Below are 22,909 nucleotides of genomic sequence, written 5' to 3'. Positions count from 1 at the left end.
AGTATAACTTTGTTTTTTAAGGTTCTTTAGAGAAAGAGTCCAAAAAAAATTATTAATCAGTTCTATTCACACTTAAGAGGAGTGAAATTCAATGAATAAGGTATTTCCAATTATTGAAACCAGCAGATTAACCTTAAGAGAAGTAACAATCGTTGATGCGAATGATATGTTGAAATATTTATCTGAACAGGATGTTGTGAAACCTATGGGATTAGAACCTTTTCAAACAGTTGAGGACGCATTGGGTGAAATTAGTTGGTACAAATCGATTGCCGAAGATGGAACAGGAATTAGATGGGGAATTACACTAAAAGATTCAGGGGAAATGATTGGAAGTTGTGGTTTTCTCAATATGAATCCCAAACATCATCGAGCTGAAATTGGCTATGAACTGAGCAAAGATTACTGGGGAAAAGGGATTGCTAGTGAAGCTTTGGAAGCCGTTGTTAAGTATGGTTTCCATCACTTTCAACTAGAGAGAATTGAGGCACTAATTGAACCCGCTAATGTCCCATCACATAAACTCGTTGAAAAACAAGGTTTTACAAGAGAAGGTTTGCTTCGACATTATGAATATACTTGTGGGAAATTCGATGACTTATATATGTACTCAGTCTTAAAAGAAGATCTAAATCTATAGTTTGGAGACCCTTAACATAATACATAAATTTGAATCAGGAGTCTTGAAAAGGACGTCGGATCTATCCCACTCAGGATTACCTGAAAGTCAGGAGGAAATTGAAGTGAATTTGCTACTTCAATCTTCTCCTTCTTTGTTTCGTACAGCGGATAGAGCTTTCCAGAGCGGACTCTGACCCTATTGGTTTTTTGAGAATGGTAAGAAATTTTTCATGGCAAACCACCCGAAAAAGAGAGATTGAGTGAAAAACAGAATACCCCAAACCTGTGAAGGGATCAAATAAGTAAGTCGAGAAAGGCTCGAAGCATCACCCGCATCAGATGGGGATGTGAAACTCAAATACATAATCTCAAATGCGGATGTTATCGATTCAATAAAGATAATGGAAACCAATAATAAAACGACATTTTCGATTATAGGACCCTTGGTTTTCCAAAGCATCCACACAAACCCTGTACTAAAAGTAATGATCCAGAAAAGTCCGTACCAATTTCTAACCCAAAATAATAGGCTGATTCCTAAAATGGATAACAATATATAAATGATTATGTTGTAACGTTCCTTATAAATAAGGAAAAAGAACGTAGATGCCATAAGAGAAGCAAATACATAGCCAGCTAAAGCGGTTATAAATCTACCTAACCAAAACCGGTGACTGGATAAGGCAAGCCCCTCGGTATTAGAAAACAATTGAATATGATGTGCTTTGCCGAAAGTACCTAAACTGGCTAATTGGTGACCTACTTCATGTATGAGCGTATTAGCAACCGCAAAGTATTTACCCGCGAATGGTAACTTGGTTAAGACGAAAGCTAAGACTAAGAATAATAGTATTTTTGAAGCTTGTTTCACATGTCACTCTCCTTTTTATTTTAGCGTTCACCTTATACTATCCTCGCTAAAACAGCTGTAATCCCTTCAGCTGCATACGGGGAAGTACATCCTTTATACACTTTTGTTTTGACTAAGTTAAGTATAACTAATCCGTCGAACCTAGATGTCTTATTCTTGTATTCGCTGTGCAACGAAATGACTCCTTTTTCTATTGTGTTTCAAAAGAGATTCAGCAGGATTTTGTACGTAGAACACGAATACTATAAAAGAGTTTCATGTAGATTTATTTTGATAGGTAAGGTGTCATATATGGTTAATACGAATAAAATAGTGGTTGCAGTGAAAGGCGTTATTGTACATGAGGGAAAAGTATTAATTATTCAACGTTCACATGATGATGAAATTGGCAGTGGTACTTGGGAATGTGTAGGAGGAAAAATAGATTTTGGTGAAGATTTAGAAACTGCACTTGTACGGGAAATTCATGAGGAAGTTGGGTTGGATGTAGCAGTTGATAAAATTTTATATGCCGCTACTTTTAAAACAGACGCAACTAGACAAGTTGTGATTCTTTCATACTTGTGTCGTAGTCAAAATCAAGATGTTGTTCTTTCAAAGGAACACAGCGATTACTTATGGTCGACAAAAGACCAATTAAGAAACCGATTATCTCCAGAGATAATAAGTGACTTTGAAAAACATCATGTGTTCTTAATAGAAGAATTACTATAAACGTCGATTTAACTTGAAAGAAGAAATGAGGGAAAGGGATGACAGGAAAAGTTGAGCCCTTATTTATGTTGTTTTCATGGGCACATATGGGTGCCATAATGGGACTGTTTTTAGGAATCATCCTGCTATTTCTATCAAAAAAGAAATGGTCGAATCACCCTAAACACATTAGATTAATTGAACGATTTTTTGCTATGACTTTACTAGTCATGGAAGTCCTTTATCATGTTTGGCTCGTTCAAACTGATCGATGGAATTGGAGTAGTTCTTTGCCGCTTGAATTATGCAGCATCAGTTTAGTCATGACGATCATCCTTCTATGGACAGGAAATAAACATGTCTTTGATGTAGTCTTTTATACAGGAATTGGTGGTGCCCTGCAAGCAATCGCAACACCTGTTTTAGATCTCAGTTTTCCTCATTTTAGGTATTTCCACTTTTTTTACACACATTCCGGGATTATTGTCACAGCTCTATACTTTACGTGGGTAAAAGGGTATCGTCCTACTTTTAAAGGGGTACTCAAAACGATGGTTGTTCTAAACGTATTGCTACCGATCGTATTTACTGTAAATGTCCTTGTTAAAGGGAATTACATGTTTTTACGGTCGAAGCCCCAAAACGGAAGCCTGCTTGATTTTCTTGGACCCTATCCGTGGTACATCATATCTCTAGAAATCGTTGCATTTCTTATTTTTGTATGTTTGTGGTTTGCTTTCAGAAAGAAGGAAGAGCCGATAACATAATTAGGTAAAGGGAGGTGTAAAACTTTGAGGGACAGATGACTCTCTTTATCCTATAGTATAAAAAAGAGGCACTGCAAATTATTAAGAAATAAACTGAACCATTCTACAAGTCCCCACTCATCTATGTGATATAATCTGGATAGTTATGATGAAGTAGGTGCTTTTTGTGTGGAAGTCTAAGTTATTTGACATTGTACTAATCGTGATAAGTGTTTTCTGGAGCTTGTCATTTGCACCGCTTCATGTAGACCTTTACAAGTATATTATAGCGTTCATCATCTACCTGCTTTTCTCGGCTTTCTATGCTCACCTGAGAATAATTCAGCGTAAAGGTACTACCAATATAGATTATGGAATTACTTACAGCCAATCGTTTGCTGCATTCGCAGGACCATTTGGGTTGTTAATCTATGAAATCGTGCACAGATTCACCATTTATTTTCAACGGAAATATGCCAATACTGCTGATCCTAATGAATTAGCAGATACTTTATACAATATCAGTTCTTTCGTTTTGTATAATACCGTGGCATTTATATTTTTTTACTCCTTGTACCCCTTTGCAGAAAGTATCCCATTTGGTTATTTCATTCTTTTCTTTGTGACAACTATAATCATTAACTTCCAATCAGATATACTTCTTACATCCTATTTATATTTGAGTAACAATTTACACACTTGGACTGAAGTGTTAGCGCACTTTAAGAATAGAACCTTGCTCGATGTAGGAAAAGTTGCATTGACCAATAGTCTTCTATACTATTTCCTCATGGAAAGTCAGTGGGAAATGCTGATTATCGTATTTGCATTAAACTATGTAGTCAGCAGGTCATACGTTTCCAAGCAAGAAAGTATTCAAAATGAATTGGAACGTGACCGTTTTCGGAAAATGGCTTACACCGATTTCATGACGGGTTTATCTAACCGGGCGTGGATGGATAAGCAAATGGCTGAAATTAATGGTACAGGTGAAAAAGTTGGAATCGTAGTCGCTGATATCGATAAATTTAAGCGTATAAATGATTCGTATAACCATGCAGTTGGGGACAAAGTAATTCAGCACTTTGCTGAGATATTAAAAGCACATGTAAATGTAGACGATGGGCTTTTTCGTACTGGTGGGGAAGAATTTACGTTGTTTTTAAGAGGGCGTAGCTTTGAAGAATGTGGTGAACTACTCGAAAAATTGCGTATGCATGTAAGTGTGCACCCTGTTAGTGTAGATTTCAATGGGACCAAGAGGACAATCTCTTACACAGTTTCATTTGGTTTATATTTCGATGAAATGACAGATAAACTACCCATGGAACGAGCATATGTGGTTGCGGATCAATTGTTACTAGGCGCGAAAGACAAAGGGCGTAACCGCATTAACACGAAGAATGGGTTAAAATTACTATAGAAAATCTCTTCATTAATTTGAGGGGATTTTTTTGTTTTGACATGAATGCACATCAGAAATGATTTATAATCCAAGGACAAAAGCCACTCTCCTATCACCAATTTGTAAAAATTCATTTATTGACTATATATAGTTTATCCTCTAAACTAAATGTATTGGTTTAGGGGGTAAACTATTTTGGATAAAAGAATACAAGAAGCCGTAGAATTGTTTCAGCAAGTTCTGATTTATGGGACTGAACGCGTATTACGTAGCGTGGAAGACCCGCTTTGGAAAGAGTACTCACCCGAACAAATGCAAGTGCTAAACATCATCGCCAAAGAAGGTGCAATGACAGCAGGACGAATAGCGATGCTCCAGGGTGTGCATAAAAGTGCCGTATCCAACCGATTAAAAAAGTTGAAGGATAAAGAGTTATTACATGTACTGCAATCAGATGATAAGCGAGAAAAATTACTGGATTTAACCGAAAAAGGCAGAGTAGCAGCGAAGCACTCGAATGAAGTGCTACATGGCTATATTGAAAAACTCCTTATTAATCAAGTTGACGATCAAGAAATTGAGCAATTCCTAATGACGTTCCGCAAGTTAAAAGAAATTCTGAAAACGAATGGAGAGTAACAGATGAAAACGATATTGACATTAAAATGGCCTATTACAATTGGTTTACTCGTGATTACCATTGTCTTGTTTCTGATTGCTCCGAACTTAACAAAGCAAGCCGAGGAAGCGGGTTCATTCCAACTATCCGAAGATGCTTCATCACAAATTGCTGCTCAAATGCTCCGAGATGCTGATGAGAGTGATCAAACCATATCCGTTGTCATAGAACTGAATGAAGCATTGACAGATAATGTGCGTGACCAATTAAGTATGATGGCGAAGGATATCGAATCACTAGGAGATCATGTAACTAGCGTATTAAACCCAGTGGGAAATGAAGAACTGGAAAAACAGCTGATCTCTGAAAATAAAAAAACAGTGCTCATTCCCATTACAGTGGATGGGACTGATGAAGAAGTTAATGAAGTAGCAAATGAAGTTCGCGTAAGTATCATTCCATCTGACATGACGGCTTATGTTACAGGTGAAGCCATCATTAATAATGATGTAAACAAAAGCGCACAAGAAGGTTTGAAGCGTACCGAAATTATTACGGTAGTATTGATTTTTGGATTATTGCTTATCGTATTCCGTTCGATTGTCACACCTTTCATTCCATTGGTGGCAGTAGGGATTTCTTATTTGTTGAGCCAATCACTAGTGGCGTTCTTCATTGAATGGTTTGGCTTTCCGGTTTCGAACTACACACAAATATTCCTGGTAGCTATTCTTTTCGGGATTGGGACTGACTATTGTATTTTATTATTAAGTCGATACAAAGAAGAATTATCGGCTGGCCATGCGGTAGAAGAAGCAATTATTAATACTTATAAAACAGCTGGTCGCACCTTGTTGATTAGCGGCCTTGCCGTATTTATTGGATTCTTCGCCATTGGTTTTGCTGATTTTCCGATATTTAAATCAGCCGTAGCAGTAGCGGTCGGGATTTTTGTTTTATTGATTGTGTTGTTTACCATAGTGCCAGTGTTTATGTTGATTTTAAAAGAAAAATTATTCTGGCCTTCAAAAAAATCGGCTGCTCATCACGATAGTAAAATATGGAGCACAATGAGCAAGCTTTCCGTTAATCGTCCAGTCATCTCTATGTTGGTTGTAGCGATATTGACCGTTCCTCTATTGCTGACATACGACAATTCATTGTCGTTCAACACAGTGGATGAAATCGGTGATGACTATGAATCGGTTCAGGGCTTGCATGCGATTGAAAAAGGCTTTGGTAGTGGCGATTCATTACCGGTTCAGGTAATTATCGAATCTGACGAGAAGTTAGCTACCGAGGAAATGATTCCGTATGTAGAACGTTTGAGTCAACGATTTGAACAAATTGAAGGCGTGGATAGAATTCGTACGGTTACGCGTCCTACTGGAGATGTCATTGAAGATTTATATGTCGATCAACAAATTGGCTTAATAGCAGATGGATTGGCAGAGGTTAGTGATGGGTTAACAGAAATCGGAGCGGGACTCGAGCAAATGCAGACTGGTTTAGCAGGTGCGGGTAGTGGTAGTGGTTTAACTGAAGTAGCGGTAGGACTTGGTCAATTAAATGAACAACTGACGTTAACCTCAAAAGGCTTGCAAAAGACAGGAAACATTCAGCAAACAGTCGGGACATTAACTGCGATAAGTAGTCATCTTGGACAAATTCAACAAAGGTTGGCTAGTGCAGGAAGCGAGACTGAAGGACTATCTCAGCTAGTTGAGGGGCTTGGTGCAAGCAACGAGGGACTTGTGCAAATTGCTGAAGAATTAACAGAAGTCGGGGACATGATGACTGCCATGAGTGAAAGTGTCAGTGTGCGAGACACAGGTCTTTTCATTCCTGCAGGGACACTTGAAAGTGAAGACTTTGCTCAAGTGTTAGAACGGTACACCTTCGCTGACGGCAATGGATTGAAGATGGAAGTTATTCTATCTGATGATCCGTATTCACCAGAAGCCATTGACACCGTGCATCGATTAAAAGAAGCAGTTGCTTCAGAGCTGAAAGGGACACCGCTTGAAGATGCAGACATCGCTTTCGCTGGGATTTCGAGTGTAAACAGTGACTTAGCAGATATTTCTTCAAGTGATTTCTCCAGCACCGTGGTGATTATGCTAGTGAGTTTGTTCGTGGTATTGGCTATATTGTTCCGTTCTTTGATCATGCCGTTGTTTATGATTGGTTCGTTGTTATTGACGTACTTCACGTCAATCTCAATCGCTGAGTTGATTTTTGAGAACATACTTGGCTTTGATGGTATTAGTTGGGCTGTACCATTCTTCGGATTCGTCATGCTAGTCGCACTTGGTGTCGACTATTCGATTTTCTTACTCGATCGATTCCGCGAAGAAGCAGAAAGTGGAATAACCGTCCGTGAAGCCATGCGTCTATCGATGGCGAAAATGGGTACTGTTATTATTACGGCCGCGATTATATTGGCGGGTACTTTTGGGGCAATGATGCCTTCGGGCGTACTAAGCTTAATGCAAATTGCTTCCATCGTCGTCATTGGATTGCTGCTTTATGGCTTAATCGTCTTGCCGTTGCTGATTCCAGCGATTACAGTGTCGTTTGATCGCGGTGTATGGTGGCCGTTTGGAATGAAAAAGAAAAAATAACAATAGAAGTTAGAAAAGAGGATACTCCAGATTACTGGGTAGCCTCTTTTTGTAATGGTTTCAATAAATGGTATTAGATTATGGGGTGGATTTGAGCGATAATTATCATTAAACCCTTGGACTTCTTATAACCCAATAGGCAATTGAAATAGAAGGTAGTTGCTTGTCCATTTTTGGCATTCAATCTCAACCTTTTCTGAACCTTTTTCAAATAAGTAACCAGATCCGCTCTGTGAAACATATTCCCAGCCGTTTTGTGTCATTCGTTGCTTTAGGGAATGGAGGGCCACATCTTCGGGATCATCCGTAATAAACCATACGGATCCATTTTGTTGCGTTATTTTTGAAAGGGGTAAAGTCGATGTGGCCGCAAGATTCGCCACTTCCAGCTTGGTTTTATTAGTAAATGGGAGTTCCGGGTAATGAACTTTTGTTGAAAGTACGACGTTTGCACAGAGAATTAACAATATAACAATCGGTAATATCCACTTTTTCATATATCAACCCATCCCATTCCCATCCGAATTATTCATTAATCATTAGACTCTTACAGTCACTGAAAAGTTTCAATATTCCAATGAATTCCCAAAAAAAAGATTTATGAAACCCTTTGATGCTCTTTTGAATATTCCCCGTCCTCAAAAGGGAGACTGAAAAGTGGTTGTAAGAAGAGAGGATAGAATGGAGTTAAACGAAATTGGAGACAATTGAACGAGAATAAGAGGGTATTTGCCGTGTTATCACGAAAATACACAAAGAGATTAAACTTTTTAGGAGGAAGTATATGTATCACACAATTGAAGAATTTGTTGCAGATTGGACGTATGAAAGTGAATCCACGCAAAAGTTATTGGACTTATTGTCGGATGATTCGTTAGGGACACAAGTTAAAGAAGGGGAACGCTCATTAGGTTTCTTAGCTTGGCATATTGTCATTTCACTGCACGAAATGCTGTCACGTATGGGTCTTGAATTTGAAGCACCTCATCAAGATGCTGCATTACCCGCAACTGCAAAAGAAATTGCGGACGGTTATCGTCAAGCAAATCAAGGTTTCACTGAATCCGTTCGTAAATGGAGCGATGTCAAACTTGCTGATGAGAACGATATGTACGGCGAAATGTGGTCGAATGCACAAACCCTTAATATGGTAGTGAAACACCAAATTCACCATCGCGGGCAACTTACGGTCCTTATGCGTCAAGCAGGTCTACCTCTAGTTGGCATGTATGGTCCGTCACGTGAAGATTGGGCGGCGTATGGCGGAGAAGCTCCGGAATGAATGATAGAAAAGCAACTTCCTCAGTGAAGTTGCTTTTTTTGTGGAGAAAAAGAGCGTGAGTCAGGAGACTTTGGTTAGTGTTAATCCATTCTAGGGGAAAGGTACGCCAATTAAAGTGAAAGTTTCTCCAAAGAAAGAAATTCTTATTTCCAGTTGTAAATATATAGAGGATGTAATATAGTACATTATAACAGTGATGCACCTAGAATATGGTAGTGGAAGGAGGCGCGCTTTTGAAGTTCTACGAAGAATCGGATCTTCCCATTTATATTCAAGTGGCAGAATGGCTTGAAAACGAGATACTGCGGGGACAATTCGGGCCGGATGACAAAATATATTCACAATATCAATTGGCGGATTTATTTACGATTAACCCAGCTACCGCGGGAAAGGGTCTGTCTATTTTATTTGAAAATGACATTTTGTATAAGAAAAGAGGGCTAGGCATGTTCGTGACACCCCATGCTAGAAGCGTTATTTTATCAAAACGAAAAAATGAAAAACTAACACTTCTCGTAAATGGAATTGTGGATGAAGCAGAGCGCCTGGAAGTACCTTTTGATGAACTGATTGACATGTTAAATAGAGCGAAAATGAAAAATATTGGGGAGAGACAAGAATGATTGAATGTAAAAAACTATCAAAAAAATATCGTTCGCATTCAGCGTTATCCAATCTAAACTGCATCATTCGAGAAAACACCATCACAGGGGTCATTGGGCGCAATGGTGCTGGCAAAACAACCTTCATGAAATTAATCGCGGGATATTTGAAGAAAACGAGTGGTGAATTGCGGGTAATGGAAGAAAATCCTTTCACGAGTTTAAAGGTTTCGGCGAATTCCATTTTCATTGATGATCAGATGAGTTTGCCAACGTCGTTGACTTTAAGAGAACTGCTCAATTCGTTTGCACGGTTCTATCCAAATTGGAACGAACCGCTGGCGAAAGAACTAATGACATATTTCCAACTGCCACAAAAGGCGTATGTCCAGAACTTATCAAAAGGCATGCGCAGTACATTTCACGCGATCATCGGATTTGCTGCACGCTGTCCATTGACCATTTATGATGAACCTACCACAGGTATGGATGCAGCAGTACGTAAAGATTTTTACCGCGCTTTATTAAAAGATTACTTAGCATATCCGAGAACGATTTTACTTTCAAGCCATCACTTGGAAGAGATTGAAAACCTACTGGAAGACGTACTCATTATTCATAATCAGAACGCCTTCATGCACCTATCTGTTTCTGAGCTGAAAGAAAGTGTTGTGGCTGTTAAAGGAGACAAAGCGGCAGTGAGTGAATTTACTTCGATGCATAATAAGCTGTCCATTAACGAAGTGGTTCCTGGAATGGCAATGGCTATTGTCCAAGTTAATAACTACATACGTCGTGAAAATTTCCCGAAGCTGACCTTTTCAAACCTTACTGCCAATGAGGCATTCATCTACTTGACCGATAGCCAAGAAGGAGGAATTGACCGTGTCTTTGAACGAAGTGAGCTTGATTGATGTCGTAAAAAAGCAAGTACAGTTCAAAGTGAAATCCTACACGGGAATATTTCATTCATTAATTATCCTGCAATTCCTGGGATTGTTTATTTCAACTTTAGGAGAAGGCTCCATGACTGAGCCTGGATATGGAAGATCCATTTCTGTTAGTTATTTCAGTAGTAGTGTTTTAATGGGAATGACTGCCATGTGGTTGTTTCTTAATACCCTGTTATTGACGACGAGGGCCTACAGGGATGACGACTTCACATTTGTCAGTACGCGATGGAGCAGACTATTGGCTAACTTCATTTTTATGATTTTATTGGCGTTACTTGGAACTGTCACTTCATTTTTGGCATTGAACGTGTTGAAAGTTTACTTGTTTCTAAGAAATGATGACTTGATACTGACAAACAGCCTAACGTTTTCCGAGACTATTTCCAGTACATTGGTGTTACTGAGTTATTTAATACTAATCAGTGCAGCTGCCTATAGCATCGGTTCAATTATTCAACGAAATAAGTGGGTAGGAATTGGAATCAGCCTGTTTTTAATTGTTCTTGGGGCAATCAGCGTTGATTCAGTAGGAACGCCCATTAATTTTCTGATCTATTTCATTATGCATGAAAGCAGTTTGGTTTTACTGCTACTTAAAATAAGCATCACCAGTGGCATCCTATTCTTCATTTCCTGGGTGGTTTCGGATAGTCAGGAGGTGCGACTATGAATACTGTTGTGGTTTTCTCTCTTATTCTTATCGTGACGATGAGTATCGCAATAAAGGTTATGAAAAATGAAAACTCTAAAATTAGAGCAATATTTAAATTGAATTCAACAAGTACAAAATGGCTACTGATTGGATATATCGTTATTTTAGGTGGGTTCACGATTGCAGCAGCATTTATCTCGCCTTCAGAACCGTCGTATGAAAAAGTGGCTGCTGATAAAATAGAGCAATTCAATGATGTATATCTCAATCTTTCTCAAGGGAACGAGGGGGATGTAGCCACCAGTCTTATCGAAGAACAATGGTCGAAAGAATTGGAAAGCAACACATTCAAGATTGTGAACGACAACATCTATTCAATGCCTCTAACCGTGTTCATTGAACGAATTGAAAACACGGATAGAAAAGTCGTAGCTTCATTATACAAAGGGTTGCATGTCATCAATGACTACGAGGTAAGGGATTATATGGATGATATTAAACTTGAATGGACCGCTGAAAAATTAACGATTATGGAAAAGAAAAACTTACCCATCTCCATGTCATTTTTCCAGTATGATTTCCTATTCAAACAGTTAAAGGAGGAAAGGGACAACACTTTCAGTGATATGTCCAACCAAGGTCCAATCCTTTATTTGAAAATACCGGATTCGGTGAATCTTGATGTAGATGAAAATATGGTTCAGATCATTGTTGAATCTTAAAGGTACTGAAAGGGGGATTCACCATGTCTTCAATAGAAGTGAGCTTGTTTGAAATTGTAAAGAAGCAAGTGAAATTCAAATTAACTTCTTATCAGTCTATATGGATCAGTCTGGTATTTACTCAACTTTTTGGAATTCTACTGAGTTCGGTAGTTAGTCAGTCTGGTGACTCATACAGTCAGACTGACATTCCTCCTGGCATACACAGTGAGACTGTCTTCACTACTATAAACACGTTTGATTCTACTTTCTTAATGGTAATGACATATATATGGATTGTCGCTTCGACAATTTTTCTCGGAGTGGCATCAACGAAACGAATTGATTTCGGTTTTATTTCTACGCGTTTAAGTCAATTTCTATCAACTATTTTTACCCTTATTATCCTTACTGCGATAGGTGCCATTACAGTGTATTTGGGGAACTCTCTTATTTCACTCATCTTTGTGATATTCCATGAAGTCATGCCCGTAAGCACACATTTTACATTCCTTGCACATGTAGCAAACGTAACTGGAGTGTTTGGCTATTTGCTGTTGTATGCAGCGGCGTCCTATTTAGCCATCAGCCTGTATCAATTGAATCGAATCGTGTTGCCAGCATTGTTAGTCTTGTATGGCTTAACGATCAATTTATCAGCAACCTACCAATTCAACCATCCAATTGGGCAACTCACAAGGTTCTTTGGTGAAGAAACCTCCATCTTGATATTCGTTTTTAAAGTGGTGATTTTTACGGCAATCCTGTTTGGCAGTACTTGGTTGGTCACGCGAAATCGGGAGGTTGTGTCATGAATATCGGTTCTTTTATACCGCTGATACTGGTTGTTTTGCTAACATACGGATTGGTGCAGATGGCAAAGAGAAACAAAACAAGATCGAAATTACGCATTTCAAGGAAAATGGTTTTTTATATACCCGTGGGATACTTGTTGGTTTTGATTATCTCCACGGCCATCCTTTACTTGGTTCCTGTAAATGAAGATAGTAAACTTCAGACAGTCGAACAAAGTTTTATTGATATGTACAACGACAACTATTTGCTCTTACATGAGGGGAAACTGGATGCGGTTAATCCTGCGTTTATTATTCGGCAATGGCATCAAGGTGTCACTAATCAAAAACTGCTAGTCAAGCCTCGGACACTTGGAAAGATGCCTGTGTTAATCGTCATCGAAAGAATACCTGGGTATTCAGACACAATTGATTCTTTCTTGTTTGAAGGTAAGCTGGTTATGGGTGATTATGAAGTTAAAGGCTACAATGATGATGTTGTCATTAGTCCTAAAGCAAATGAGCTGACCATTTGGAATAAGGGAGACCGTTCGTACAAAATGGCGTATTTTCAATACGATATGATCATGACGCAATTTACTAGCGGCACATCTTACGACAATAGTCACTCTACTGAAGAATGGCTGCCCACTCTTTACTTGAAAATCCCGGAATCGATTGAAGTGACGATTGATGAAGGCATAAAGGAACAAGTGACCGAATTATAAAGGTGTGAAGAATTTTTTGTCCGAGTGGGACTTGCATGTAACGTCAGAATAAATTGATGAATAAGTGAAAAAAATATAACCCGGTCAATGTAAAGGACTCTTTACATTGACCGGGTTTTTTATTATCTTTAATGTAAAGAACTCTTTACATTAAGGAGGACGGTTTGTGCCGGTATTGAATCGTATTAAAGAAATTCGTACATCAAGAGGAATCACCCAAGTGCAGATGGCGATTGATTTGCAAATTACAAGACAAACCATCACCGCAATTGAAAACAATAAATACAATCCGAGTTTGGAATTGGCACTGAAGCTTGTGAAATATTTCAATGTATCAATAGATGAAATTTTTGAATTAAAGGAGGACGAAAAATGACTGTGGGGAAATTGAAAGTATGGCTTTGGTTTGCCATTATGGTGGGGACTGTAATTGGTGCAGGACTTGTGGTAACAAAAGAGGAAATGCCAGTTATGCCGGTAGTTCTTGGTGTGATTGTATATGGTTTTTTGATAGGCATCATCTTTTATTTTTCAGGCAGATCTAAAGTACCTAATTATGATGAACGCAATCAACACATCTTGCGTAAATTCTTTGCGTACACCTCTACAATATTGTTAGTTATTTTAGGACTCATGATTTTAGGACTTTATCTAGCTAGAATTGAGGAAATAGAGGTTGGTCTCCTTGCAGTCTGTTTTAGTATTGTATATATGATTTTAGGAATTGGTTCTTTCATTGCCAGTAAAGCATGATCACTAAAACATGTGCATGGTGAAATTGATTCGTTGTCAAGTTCAAGAATTTTCTCATATACCTATTGTATGACAGTCCTAGGGAGATGGGTAGATGGTAGTGTGGATTGATGTATCGGTAAATAATCGTCAGTTAAAACTATATGATGCAAGTGTATTATTGAAAACGTATCCCATTGCAGTTGGAAAAATACTGACTCCAACGCCAAACGGAAATTACATTATCGTAAACAAAGAGTATAACCCCGGGGGACCATTTGGGGTATTGTGGATGGGGTTATCTAAACCGCATTATGGAATTCATGGCACAAACGATCCCTCATCCATCGGTAAAGAAGTCTCGCATGGATGTATCAGAATGAATAACGATGACGTAACGGAACTTTCATCCATGGTCCCACTTGGCACTAATGTGTATATACACACGTGAAAGTCAGGATTTAAAGAGACTCCACTTATTTTTTGCATATAGCTTACTATTATTAAATGTAGAAGTTAACTTCTGTTTAAGTAATGAATAATTTTCTCGATTGCCAAGTGTGCTCAACACAAAGTTGTAGAGTCGTCGTGCAAGAAGTTTATGATAGAGGATCGCAATCGCAGCCAAGCTGACAACAACTATAACGATGGTCGATAATACATTGAATAACCCATAAATGTGTGAAATGGCAAATATTCCAAGTGCTGAAGAGCCAATAAATGCAAGAATTAGCATAATCAATTCTTCTTTGTATCTCATAATAAAGTGTCTCAAACTCTTCACCGTTCCCTTCTGAAATCTTTCTCATTAGAAGTGTACGCAAAGAGTGTGGGATTTATAAGTGGAATTGGATAATGTTTCCGAGTGATACGCATTACTTAAGCGATAGTTCAAATGAGGAGAAAGAAAAAAGCCCTAAAAAGGCTTTTTGTCTTTCGTTTCAGTTACTCAATGAAATAACTATTTGATTTGTTATTTAGTAAGTACACTTAAGCTTTGTTTTTTGACAGTTATTCTCCCATTGTCAGTAACAAGTTGAATCGTGTTTGAGCCGTTTCCGAATGTAGTACTGGAATTCTTTTCACCAAACACATCAATTCTCCCATGATCCACTTTTGCACGAATCGTCACGTCTGTAGGGTCATTTTCAGACTCAATTAAAATACTCCCGTTATCCGTTTGGAGATTGATCATGCGATCGAGACTTGACGTCAGAAGGATAATTCTGCCGTTGTCTGTTTTCCCTACAATTGTACCGGTTACATACTCCATGACAATTCGACCATTATCAGTTTCAGTACGAATATGATCAGCATCTACATAGCGCATTTCAATTCTGCCGTTATCGGTTTCGGTGGAGAGTTTGTCGACCTGTACTTTATCGATTTCAATACGGCCGTTATCAGTTTCCACATCTAGAGTAGTCGCTGCAATTTCTTTAAGTCCAATGCTACCGTTATCAGACGTTGCTTTCATATTTTTTCCAAGTAGTTTTTCCGCGCGTATGCTGCCATTATCTGTTTTCATTGAAATGGCCGTATATAATTTCTTAGGAAGTGCCACATTTACTTTTACGCCTTTAAAGATGGATAAGAGAGTAAAGAATGTGAATCTTGGTGCTTTTAAATCGATTGCTAAAGTGTCTCCGATGACGTCTGCAGTTAATACTAGTTTTTCCGGAGCATTAAATAGGTCAATCGTTGTGTAATCAGATTCTGAGGGGTAGACCGTAAGCGCGCCAAATTTGATATTCATTGCTACTTTTGTAAAGCTATTGTCCGTTATCGTGATTCTTTTACTATCTGTTGCTACTTTTACTGTCTCTTCAAATTGAGTTGGTGGTAGCAAGTCTTCGGCAATTTCTTGCGGTGAACCAAGAGAGGCGGCAATTTCACTATCCGATTTCCCGTCTTCGCGTGCGCTTGAAAAGTGTTCTTTAATATCTTGAAGAATATCATTTCTTTCGTCAGATGGAAGTCGAGTTAATGTTTGTTCAAGTTCATTTAGGAATTGCTTTTCAGTCATGTTTTACACTCTCCTCAATTAATGTATTTACACCGTTTGTGAAAATTTCCCATTCACTTATTTGTTCTTGTAAATAAGTTCTCCCTAAATCGGTCAGTTTGTAATATTTTCGAGGCGGGCCTTCTGAAGATTCTTGTAAATAAGTCGTAAAGTAACCTTCCTTTGCTAGACGCCTTAATAACGGATAGACAGAGCCCTCAGAAATCGAGATTTGGTCGGATATTTTTTGAACAAGCTCATAGCCATATCGATCTTTTTTATCCAATAATACAAGCACACAGAGGTTAAGCACCCCTTTTTTAAATTGAATGTTCATCTTTCATTCACCCCTTCCGCTATTGTTCATTGTTCAGTACCTTTGATAGCAATATATCATACAGTATTATTCTATGCAAGGTACTGGAAAAATAATCGACATGCAAAAATTGCCAAAACTTAATTTGGTACTAACATTGCGTTATCATGATTATACTAATGAAGGGGGGCTAATCATGGAATCTTATCAAGCACTTGCAAAAACAGTACTTATTTCTGACAAAAACAATCGTTTGATTCATTCTGACGATTCTCTAACACTTGTTGGGACAGGAAGAAGTGCATTTGTATTTAAAATTAAGTCCTCGAATAAAGTAATAAAGATCTTTTTCCCTCGTTTTGCTCATATTGCAAGTGAAGAGGCTGACATTTATAAATTGTTGAAAGACATCTCGTATTTCCCGGTGATTTATGAGTCTGGTCCGAATTATATTGTCATGGAATTTATTGAAGGGCTGACACTTTTTCAGTGTATTACGCAAGGAAAACCCGTAACACCAAATCACATCAACGAAGTAGAAGACGCCCTTTCGCTAGCTTCACAAAAAGGACTGAATCCTTCAGATATTCACTTGAGAAATATTATTATTACTTCTCAAGATGAGATTAAAATAATTGATGTTGCCCGTTTTAAGCAAACGAAAGATTGTACACAATGGGATGACATTAAAAAAGCGTATTATCAGCTTTACCACAAACGATTTTTCCCAAAGAAAATTCCTGCTCCTCTCCTAAATACCGTGGCCTTCCTTTACAAGAAAAAATTAATACCTACCTATGGATAGACCGATAAAAGAGTCGGTCTTTTTCTTTTGTGAATTTGAGGAAATTACAGAGTAGACGGTATATTATTTTCATGAAGAAGAATTTTTTAATAGAAGGGAAGTTTCAGAATGGAGTCTAGTATATTCATCAGAGAATTTAACGTGGCTGATGCCAAAGCACTTTTAGAATTAAATAAATCCAACCGAACTATATTTGAAGGAATTACGCCAACAACAAAAGACGATTCATTTTATACACTGGAAGCACATATCAAAGTTATCGAAGGTTGGAAACAGGCTAGAGATAGAGGAGATCGCTATGAATTTGGTATTTTTGAATTTGAAACCAACGTGCTTATTGGCAACATAGGTCTTTATAAATTCAGTCCATCTGAGAAATGTACACTAGGGTATCAATTGGATCAGGACCATCATGGCAAAGGGTATGCGACCGATGCTGTAAGATTAATTCTTGATTTTGCGTTTAGAGAAAAAGGGTTTCATCGAGTGGAAGCGGGCGTCATGCCAAGGAATATAGGTTCTGCTAGAGTGCTAGAAAAATCGGGGTTTGTTAGAGAAGGTTTGCTACGAGATTATATTAAAATTAAGGGAATATGGGAGGATCATTATATGTTCTCAATCCTTGAGACGGATCTATAAATATTAGTCAAATACATTTTTAACATTAATCTGTGAGATATTTCATTGTTGATTTTTTTACTTATTTATTGATATGAAGCACATCTATTCATGCGACGAGTAAACGCAGGAGCACATCTTTTCATGCGACGAGTAAACGCAGGAGCACAACTGCGGAGACTCCAGCGGAAAGCGGAGCTGTTTTGCGGAATATCAACAATAGAATTTAACATAGCTTAAATTAAAAAACTACCATTAATTATCTGAACTTTCACGGTATAATGAAGATATAGACAAAGGGGGTTAACGAAATGAAAGCGAATACATCGGATAGAGTAGTTCAATATAGCGGCACAAAGTTGAATACAAAAGGGTGGCAGCAAGAAGCGGCACTACGAATGTTAAACAACAATTTGCATCCAGACGTAGCAGAGCATCCAGAGGATTTAGTGGTATACGGAGGCATCGGGAAAGCGGCACGTAACTGGGCAAGTTATGACGCTATTGTGCGTTCATTGAAAGAATTAGAGAATGATGAGACGTTGCTTGTTCAGTCAGGCAAACCGGTCGCGATTTTCAAAACACATTTAGATGCACCGCGGGTATTAATCGCCAATTCAAATATTGTGCCGGCCTATGCAAACTGGGAGACTTTCCACGAGCTCGATAAAAAAGGCTTGATGATGTACGGGCAAATGACAGCGGGTAGCTGGATCTACATAGGATCTCAAGGAATTGTGCAAGGAACATATGAAACATTTGCGGAGCTCGCGAAACAACATTTTGGTGAATCATTAAAAGGTACGATTACCTTAACTGCTGGTCTTGGAGGCATGGGTGGAGCTCAACCACTGGCTGTAACGATGGCTGGGGGCGTGTGTATTGGCATTGAAGTAGACGAGACACGCATTGACCGACGCATTGAAACACGATATACAGACATCAAAACAAATTCGTTGGACGAAGCGATTCGTTTAGCACAAGAAGCAAAAGCTGAAGGTAAAGCACTGTCTATTGGGTTGATTGGAAATGCCTCGGATGTATTGCCTGAAATGATTGCCCGCGGGTTTATCCCCGATGTCTTAACAGATCAAACTTCGGCACATGATCCGTTAAATGGCTATATTCCATCGGGGATGTTATTGGAAGAAGCGGCGAAACTTCGTAAAGAAGATCCAATTGAGTACGTGAAGTTATCAAAAGCATCGATGGCGAAACATGTGAAAGCGATGGTTGAGATGATGGATAAAGGTGCAATCACGTTCGATTACGGCAATAACATTCGGCAAGTTGCGAAAGATGAGGGATTTGAGCGTGCGTTCGATTTCCCTGGATTTGTGCCAGCATACATCCGTCCACAATTCTGTGAAGGGAAAGGACCGTTCCGTTGGGTTGCACTTTCAGGTGACCCTGAAGATATTCGGAAAACAGATGAAGTAATCTTACGGGAGTTCAGCTACAACACACATTTATGTAACTGGATTAAGATGGCACAAGAAAAAATTCAATTTCAAGGACTGCCTGCACGTATTTGTTGGTTAGGATACGGTGAACGTGCAAGATTTGGAAAAATCATCAACGATATGGTTGCGAGTGGTGAGTTAAGTGCACCGATTGTAATTGGGCGTGATCACTTGGACTCGGGATCAGTCGCATCACCTAACCGTGAAACAGAAGCGATGAAGGATGGATCGGACGCAGTCGCAGATTGGCCGATACTAAATGCAATGGTAAACGCAGTTGGCGGTGCAACGTGGGTTTCTGTTCATCACGGTGGTGGTGTAGGGATGGGCTACTCTATCCACGCAGGAATGGTTATTTTAGCGGATGGCACGAAAGAAGCTGAAGCGCGTTTAGAGCGTGTCTTAACTACAGATCCAGGGATGGGTATCGTACGTCACGTTGATGCTGGGTATGACTTGGCAATTGAAACGGCTCGCGAAAAAGGGGTTAATATTCCGATGTTAAAGGGGTCAGAAGCATGAGACCTCTTTGGATCAAACATGCAGTACAGTTAGTAACTGTTGCTGGTGATAATAGCCCGCGAATTCGAGAGGGAATGTCTGATCTTGGGTTGATTGAAGATGGAAGTGTATGGATTGAACATGGAAAGATTGTTGCGGTGGGTACAACGTCAGAGCTTGAAGCATTGTTTGCTGAACGTTCAGATGAAGCAGACGTTATAGATGCCACGGGTCGATTGGTGACGCCTGGTCTTGTGGATCCTCACACGCATGTTGCTTACGGCGGGAGCCGTGAACGTGAATTCGAAATGCGTTTAGAAGGTGCTACCTACATGGAGATCATGAACACAGGTGGTGGCATTCATGCGACAACACGAATGACACGAGAAGCAACGGAAGACGAATTGGTGGAGCAAACAACGCGACGCCTTGATTCGTTTCTTGCTCATGGTGTGACTACTGTTGAAGGCAAGAGTGGCTATGGACTGGATTTAGAAACTGAATTAAAACAACTGCGTGTGATGAAGCGATTAAATGAAACACACCCAATTGATTTAGTTGCCACTTTTATGGGCGGACATGCAGTACCGCAAACCTATAAAGGTCGGGAAGAAGAATATATTGATGTCATAGTGAACGATATGTTGACACGTGTATCAGCGGAGAAGTTGGCTGTATTTAACGATGTGTTCTGTGAAGTAGGGGTTTTCACGCCAGAACAATCTGAACGCATTTTAGAAGCAGGCAAGAAATATGGGCTAATACCAAAAATTCATGCGGATGAAATTGAATCCTATGGTGGTGCAGAACTTGCAGCTAAAGTTGGTGCTATTTCAGCGGAGCATTTATTAAAAGCATCAGATGAAGGCATTCGATTAATGGCGGAAGCGGGAGTCATCGCGTGTTTACTTCCGGCAACGGCATTGTTTTTACGTGAAGAGGCTGCGAGAGGTCGTGCGATGATTGATGCTGGTGTTGCAGTGGCAATTTCTACTGACTGCAACCCAGGATCTTCACCGACAACGTCCATGTCCCTGGTCATGAATCTGGCATGCATTTCCATGCGATTAACCCCTGCGGAAACATTAGTGGCAGCGACGTTGAATGCCGCATGTGCTATAGGCATGCAAGAGCGTGTAGGTTCATTGGAAGTAGGGAAACAAGGTGACATCGTCATGTGGAATGTATCAAGTTATCAAGAACTGCAATATTTATTTGGCGTTAATCACGTGGGGTCGGTTTGGAAAAAAGGCGTGAAGGTGGTGGGGTAATTGAAATACTTGCAACCACCAGAGTGGGCATGGCGTGAGGCTTCAGGAGATTTTGTGCATCAATGGGTTAAACCGTTAGTTGATGGTGATCAACCACATATGGTGTTGTATGGTGCGCCCATCTCACGTTCATCCATAAGCGTATCAGGGGCTTCACTCTATCCAATGGAGTTCCGCAAAATGTGGAAAGGTTTCTCGACTTATAACTTGGATGCCGATCTAGATTTGTCCGGATATTCTGTTCGCGATGCCGGAGATGTCGTTATGCACACCACGAATATTGTGTTGTCTCATGAACGCATAGAAGAAACCACTCTTGATTTAGTCCATACGTTTGAAGATGCGACAACGTGTTTAATAGGTGGAGATCATTCTGTAACCGCATGTGCCATTCGTGGAGTAAAGCGAGCGTTTCCAAAAGAGCGAATCGGTATACTGCAATTAGATACACATTTAGACGTGCGGGATCCAGCAGAATTAGGTCCTGCTAACGGCACACCAATTCGCCAGTTAATCGATGGCGAAATTGTTTGCGGGGAAGATGTCGTGAATATTGGGTTACACGGATACTTTAATGCAGCACCATTGGTAGCTTATGCAAAAGAACACGGTATCCGGATGGTAACACTGCGAAAAGCACGTGAACTCGGAGTGGCAAAGTGCGTCTCGGAAGAATTGTCGAAGTTAGCCGATCGTGTAGACCGGATCTATGTGACAATTGACATGGATGTATTAGATATTGCAGTAGCACCAGGAGTTCCAGCATCAACCCCTGGTGGCATGAGTGCTGAAGAATTGTTTAGTAGTTTAATCGAGGTTGGTCAGCATAAAGCTGTCCGCCATTTAGATTACGTTTGTCTAGACCCAACACGAGACACACTAACAAATGCCACAGTCAAAACCGGAGTATATGCATGGCTAGAGTTTGTGACTGGGAGAGTTTTATTACAAAGTGGGGAATAACACCCCTATGAGCAGTCGCCCTTTTCTTAAAGGGTGGCTTTTTGTGTTTATTCCAATTTAATTTGTTTTGAGCCATCCTGCTTTCAACAGGAGCGTAGCGAAAACAAAACCATTCATTTACGCATCGAATCAAGTATTCAAAATCATGAATGAGAGCCATTTCGCTGATCGCTACATAGCTCTTTTCTGTGGGTTGAGGGTTTGTTTCAATAAAGTAAACTGGGGTGTGAGACGGTTTTGAGCGATAATATGTTGATTCTGAGCGATAAAGCCTCATTCTGAGTGATAAACACCCTAAACTTAGCGTTCATGAATCCTTTTTAAATTTATTCCAAATCATATAATTTGCACCCAGCCCCTATCCCTTTATATAATAAAGTCAAAGATAGTCAAAGTCAGGCTATGCACAAAGTACCCCAACTTGACTACCATGCAGACCTAATCGACCAGGAGGTGATGGAATGCGGAATATATCAGATATTATTGAAGGTTATTTAAAGAAAGTTATCGAATTAGATGATAAAGGGCATGTTGAAATTAAGCGGAGTGAAATTGCAGAACAATTTCAATGCGTGCCTTCTCAGATTAATTATGTGATTAATACGCGTTTTACGGCAGACCGTGGTTATCTCGTGGAAAGTAAGCGGGGTGGCGGAGGTTATATTCGTATAGTTCGCGTACGCGCTCACACGAAGGTAGAGTTAATCGAAACCATTTTAGTTAGTTTAGAGCATGGAGCTTCGCAAACAATGATGGAAGATATTGTTTTTCGTTTGATTGATGAAGAGGTTGTATCGAAACGTGAAGCGAAGATGATGCTCGCTGCACTCGATCGCACAACGCTTAATCTTCCATTGCCGCATCGCGATGAGTTGCGATCACGCATACTAATGGCGATGCTCGTAACACTGAAGTATGAACAGTTAAAGTGAGGTGAGTGCGAG

27 protein-coding genes are annotated in these 22,909 nt (G+C 39.5%); 22 read left to right on the top strand and 5 right to left on the bottom strand.

Features of this window, described 5'->3' with window-relative positions; all coding sequences use genetic code 11:
- Positions 1-91 precede the first annotated feature (91 nt).
- Complete coding sequence (locus GY23_RS16300; protein ID WP_075620247.1) at positions 92-640, top strand: GNAT family N-acetyltransferase; 549 nt, start codon at positions 92-94, stop codon at positions 638-640.
- Positions 641-817: 177 nt separating this feature from the next.
- On the opposite strand, the gene GY23_RS16295 is transcribed toward GY23_RS16300, so the two are convergent.
- Positions 818-1,492, bottom strand: coding sequence for a M50 family metallopeptidase (locus GY23_RS16295; RefSeq protein ID WP_075620246.1), 675 nt, complete (start codon positions 1,490-1,492; stop codon positions 818-820).
- Positions 1,493-1,783: 291 nt separating this feature from the next.
- On the opposite strand from GY23_RS16295, the gene GY23_RS16290 reads away from it, so the two are divergent.
- From GY23_RS16290 to GY23_RS16270, 5 genes are all read left to right on the top strand, one after another.
- Complete coding sequence (locus GY23_RS16290) at positions 1,784-2,206, top strand: NUDIX hydrolase (protein ID WP_075620245.1); 423 nt, start codon at positions 1,784-1,786, stop codon at positions 2,204-2,206.
- 38 nt (positions 2,207-2,244) lie between these two features.
- A complete protein-coding gene (locus GY23_RS16285; RefSeq protein ID WP_075620244.1) occupies positions 2,245-2,952 on the top strand; it encodes a YwaF family protein in 708 nt (235 codons plus the stop codon).
- 166 nt (positions 2,953-3,118) lie between these two features.
- The gene (locus tag GY23_RS16280) at positions 3,119-4,354 is read left to right on the top strand and encodes a GGDEF domain-containing protein (RefSeq protein WP_075620243.1); all 1,236 of its coding nucleotides are present in this window, start codon (positions 3,119-3,121) and stop codon (positions 4,352-4,354) included.
- 177 nt (positions 4,355-4,531) lie between these two features.
- Positions 4,532-4,975, top strand: coding sequence for a MarR family transcriptional regulator (locus GY23_RS16275; RefSeq protein ID WP_075620242.1), 444 nt, complete (start codon positions 4,532-4,534; stop codon positions 4,973-4,975).
- Between the two features lie 3 nt (positions 4,976-4,978).
- The gene (locus tag GY23_RS16270; protein WP_075620241.1) at positions 4,979-7,579 is read left to right on the top strand and encodes an MMPL family transporter; all 2,601 of its coding nucleotides are present in this window, start codon (positions 4,979-4,981) and stop codon (positions 7,577-7,579) included.
- A gap of 125 nt (positions 7,580-7,704) precedes the next feature.
- Here the strand turns inward: GY23_RS16270 and GY23_RS16265 are convergent, their stop codons facing one another.
- Positions 7,705-8,076 (bottom strand): hypothetical protein, encoded by a 372-nt coding sequence (locus tag GY23_RS16265; RefSeq protein ID WP_075620240.1) that lies wholly within the window; start codon positions 8,074-8,076, stop codon positions 7,705-7,707.
- Between the two features lie 287 nt (positions 8,077-8,363).
- Here GY23_RS16265 and GY23_RS16260 point away from each other — a divergent pair, with 287 nt between their 5' ends.
- The 10 genes from GY23_RS16260 to GY23_RS16215 all read left to right on the top strand — a co-directional run bounded on the left by GY23_RS16260 (position 8,364) and on the right by GY23_RS16215 (position 14,474).
- Positions 8,364-8,861, top strand: a complete 498-nt coding sequence (locus GY23_RS16260; protein WP_075620239.1) for a DinB family protein — start codon at positions 8,364-8,366, stop codon at positions 8,859-8,861.
- A 233-nt stretch (positions 8,862-9,094) separates the two neighbouring features.
- On the top strand, positions 9,095-9,484 hold the full coding sequence (locus tag GY23_RS16255; protein WP_211270695.1) for a GntR family transcriptional regulator: 390 nt from the start codon (positions 9,095-9,097) through the stop codon (positions 9,482-9,484).
- Positions 9,481-10,377 (top strand): ATP-binding cassette domain-containing protein, encoded by an 897-nt coding sequence (locus tag GY23_RS16250; RefSeq protein WP_075620237.1) that lies wholly within the window; start codon positions 9,481-9,483, stop codon positions 10,375-10,377. The genes GY23_RS16255 and GY23_RS16250 overlap by 4 nt, the downstream gene beginning before the upstream one ends.
- A complete protein-coding gene (locus GY23_RS16245) occupies positions 10,349-11,086 on the top strand; it encodes a hypothetical protein (protein ID WP_075620236.1) in 738 nt (245 codons plus the stop codon). The genes GY23_RS16250 and GY23_RS16245 overlap by 29 nt, the downstream gene beginning before the upstream one ends.
- On the top strand, positions 11,083-11,790 hold the full coding sequence (locus GY23_RS16240; RefSeq protein ID WP_075620235.1) for a hypothetical protein: 708 nt from the start codon (positions 11,083-11,085) through the stop codon (positions 11,788-11,790). The genes GY23_RS16245 and GY23_RS16240 overlap by 4 nt, the downstream gene beginning before the upstream one ends.
- 23 nt (positions 11,791-11,813) lie before the next feature.
- Positions 11,814-12,584 carry a hypothetical protein gene (locus GY23_RS16235; RefSeq protein ID WP_075620234.1) on the top strand — a complete coding sequence of 257 codons (771 nt, stop codon included), beginning with the start codon at positions 11,814-11,816 and terminating at the stop codon, positions 12,582-12,584.
- Positions 12,581-13,291 (top strand): hypothetical protein, encoded by a 711-nt coding sequence (locus GY23_RS16230; protein WP_075620233.1) that lies wholly within the window; start codon positions 12,581-12,583, stop codon positions 13,289-13,291. The genes GY23_RS16235 and GY23_RS16230 overlap by 4 nt, the downstream gene beginning before the upstream one ends.
- A gap of 166 nt (positions 13,292-13,457) precedes the next feature.
- A complete protein-coding gene (locus GY23_RS16225; RefSeq protein WP_075620232.1) occupies positions 13,458-13,667 on the top strand; it encodes a helix-turn-helix transcriptional regulator in 210 nt (69 codons plus the stop codon).
- On the top strand, positions 13,664-14,044 hold the full coding sequence (locus GY23_RS16220) for a hypothetical protein (RefSeq protein WP_075620231.1): 381 nt from the start codon (positions 13,664-13,666) through the stop codon (positions 14,042-14,044). Before GY23_RS16225 ends, GY23_RS16220 begins: the two co-directional genes overlap by 4 nt.
- Before the next feature lie 94 nt (positions 14,045-14,138).
- The gene (locus tag GY23_RS16215) at positions 14,139-14,474 is read left to right on the top strand and encodes a L,D-transpeptidase (protein ID WP_075620230.1); all 336 of its coding nucleotides are present in this window, start codon (positions 14,139-14,141) and stop codon (positions 14,472-14,474) included.
- 3 nt (positions 14,475-14,477) lie between these two features.
- Here GY23_RS16215 and GY23_RS16210 read toward each other — a convergent pair whose 3' ends face one another.
- The 3 genes from GY23_RS16210 to GY23_RS16200 form a co-directional block, all read right to left on the bottom strand.
- Entirely contained in the window at positions 14,478-14,783 is a 306-nt protein-coding gene (locus GY23_RS16210; RefSeq protein ID WP_075620229.1) for a hypothetical protein, read from the bottom strand.
- Positions 14,784-14,996: 213 nt separating this feature from the next.
- On the bottom strand, positions 14,997-16,049 hold the full coding sequence (locus GY23_RS16205) for a DUF4097 family beta strand repeat-containing protein (RefSeq protein WP_075620228.1): 1,053 nt from the start codon (positions 16,047-16,049) through the stop codon (positions 14,997-14,999).
- On the bottom strand, positions 16,042-16,365 hold the full coding sequence (locus GY23_RS16200) for a PadR family transcriptional regulator (RefSeq protein WP_075620227.1): 324 nt from the start codon (positions 16,363-16,365) through the stop codon (positions 16,042-16,044). Before GY23_RS16200 ends, GY23_RS16205 begins: the two co-directional genes overlap by 8 nt.
- A 175-nt stretch (positions 16,366-16,540) precedes the next feature.
- Here GY23_RS16200 and GY23_RS16195 point away from each other — a divergent pair, with 175 nt between their 5' ends.
- From GY23_RS16195 to GY23_RS16170, 6 genes are all read left to right on the top strand, one after another.
- Complete coding sequence (locus tag GY23_RS16195) at positions 16,541-17,149, top strand: protein kinase family protein (protein WP_075620226.1); 609 nt, start codon at positions 16,541-16,543, stop codon at positions 17,147-17,149.
- 108 nt (positions 17,150-17,257) lie between these two features.
- Complete coding sequence (locus tag GY23_RS16190; RefSeq protein WP_075620225.1) at positions 17,258-17,788, top strand: GNAT family N-acetyltransferase; 531 nt, start codon at positions 17,258-17,260, stop codon at positions 17,786-17,788.
- Between the two features lie 290 nt (positions 17,789-18,078).
- Positions 18,079-19,752 carry a urocanate hydratase gene (hutU, locus tag GY23_RS16185; RefSeq protein ID WP_075620224.1) on the top strand — a complete coding sequence of 558 codons (1,674 nt, stop codon included), beginning with the start codon at positions 18,079-18,081 and terminating at the stop codon, positions 19,750-19,752.
- Positions 19,749-21,002 carry an imidazolonepropionase gene (gene hutI, locus GY23_RS16180; protein ID WP_075620223.1) on the top strand — a complete coding sequence of 418 codons (1,254 nt, stop codon included), beginning with the start codon at positions 19,749-19,751 and terminating at the stop codon, positions 21,000-21,002. The genes hutU and hutI overlap by 4 nt, the downstream gene beginning before the upstream one ends.
- Positions 21,003-21,965, top strand: coding sequence for an agmatinase family protein (locus GY23_RS16175; protein ID WP_075620222.1), 963 nt, complete (start codon positions 21,003-21,005; stop codon positions 21,963-21,965).
- Positions 21,966-22,426: 461 nt separating this feature from the next.
- Positions 22,427-22,897: a CtsR family transcriptional regulator gene (locus tag GY23_RS16170; protein WP_075620221.1), complete on the top strand. Its 471-nt coding sequence runs from the start codon at positions 22,427-22,429 to the stop codon at positions 22,895-22,897.
- Positions 22,898-22,909 lie beyond the last annotated feature (12 nt).

It is taken from the genome of Paenisporosarcina indica, from assembly GCF_001939075.1.
GTDB lineage: Bacteria > Bacillota > Bacilli > Bacillales_A > Planococcaceae > Paenisporosarcina > Paenisporosarcina indica.
This window is presented reverse-complemented; position numbering and strand designations above follow the sequence as displayed.

Excerpts from the sequence above, each read along its gene's own strand:
- GY23_RS16300 (WP_075620247.1), top strand. The coding sequence starts at position 92 with ATGAATAAGGTATTTCCAATTATTGAAACCAGCAGATTAACCTTAAGA.
- GY23_RS16290 (WP_075620245.1), top strand. The coding sequence starts at position 1,784 with ATGGTTAATACGAATAAAATAGTGGTTGCAGTGAAAGGCGTTATTGTA.
- GY23_RS16285 (WP_075620244.1), top strand. The coding sequence starts at position 2,245 with ATGACAGGAAAAGTTGAGCCCTTATTTATGTTGTTTTCATGGGCACAT.
- GY23_RS16270 (WP_075620241.1), top strand. The coding sequence starts at position 4,979 with ATGAAAACGATATTGACATTAAAATGGCCTATTACAATTGGTTTACTC.
- GY23_RS16265 (WP_075620240.1), bottom strand. The coding sequence starts at position 8,076 with ATGAAAAAGTGGATATTACCGATTGTTATATTGTTAATTCTCTGTGCA.
- GY23_RS16260 (WP_075620239.1), top strand. The coding sequence starts at position 8,364 with ATGTATCACACAATTGAAGAATTTGTTGCAGATTGGACGTATGAAAGT.
- GY23_RS16250 (WP_075620237.1), top strand. The coding sequence starts at position 9,481 with ATGATTGAATGTAAAAAACTATCAAAAAAATATCGTTCGCATTCAGCG.
- GY23_RS16240 (WP_075620235.1), top strand. The coding sequence starts at position 11,083 with ATGAATACTGTTGTGGTTTTCTCTCTTATTCTTATCGTGACGATGAGT.
- GY23_RS16235 (WP_075620234.1), top strand. The coding sequence starts at position 11,814 with ATGTCTTCAATAGAAGTGAGCTTGTTTGAAATTGTAAAGAAGCAAGTG.
- GY23_RS16230 (WP_075620233.1), top strand. The coding sequence starts at position 12,581 with ATGAATATCGGTTCTTTTATACCGCTGATACTGGTTGTTTTGCTAACA.
- GY23_RS16220 (WP_075620231.1), top strand. The coding sequence starts at position 13,664 with ATGACTGTGGGGAAATTGAAAGTATGGCTTTGGTTTGCCATTATGGTG.
- GY23_RS16215 (WP_075620230.1), top strand. The coding sequence starts at position 14,139 with ATGGTAGTGTGGATTGATGTATCGGTAAATAATCGTCAGTTAAAACTA.
- GY23_RS16210 (WP_075620229.1), bottom strand. The coding sequence starts at position 14,783 with ATGAGATACAAAGAAGAATTGATTATGCTAATTCTTGCATTTATTGGC.
- GY23_RS16205 (WP_075620228.1), bottom strand. The coding sequence starts at position 16,049 with ATGACTGAAAAGCAATTCCTAAATGAACTTGAACAAACATTAACTCGA.
- GY23_RS16200 (WP_075620227.1), bottom strand. The coding sequence starts at position 16,365 with ATGAACATTCAATTTAAAAAAGGGGTGCTTAACCTCTGTGTGCTTGTA.
- GY23_RS16195 (WP_075620226.1), top strand. The coding sequence starts at position 16,541 with ATGGAATCTTATCAAGCACTTGCAAAAACAGTACTTATTTCTGACAAA.
- GY23_RS16190 (WP_075620225.1), top strand. The coding sequence starts at position 17,258 with ATGGAGTCTAGTATATTCATCAGAGAATTTAACGTGGCTGATGCCAAA.
- hutU (WP_075620224.1), top strand. The coding sequence starts at position 18,079 with ATGAAAGCGAATACATCGGATAGAGTAGTTCAATATAGCGGCACAAAG.
- hutI (WP_075620223.1), top strand. The coding sequence starts at position 19,749 with ATGAGACCTCTTTGGATCAAACATGCAGTACAGTTAGTAACTGTTGCT.
- GY23_RS16170 (WP_075620221.1), top strand. The coding sequence starts at position 22,427 with ATGCGGAATATATCAGATATTATTGAAGGTTATTTAAAGAAAGTTATC.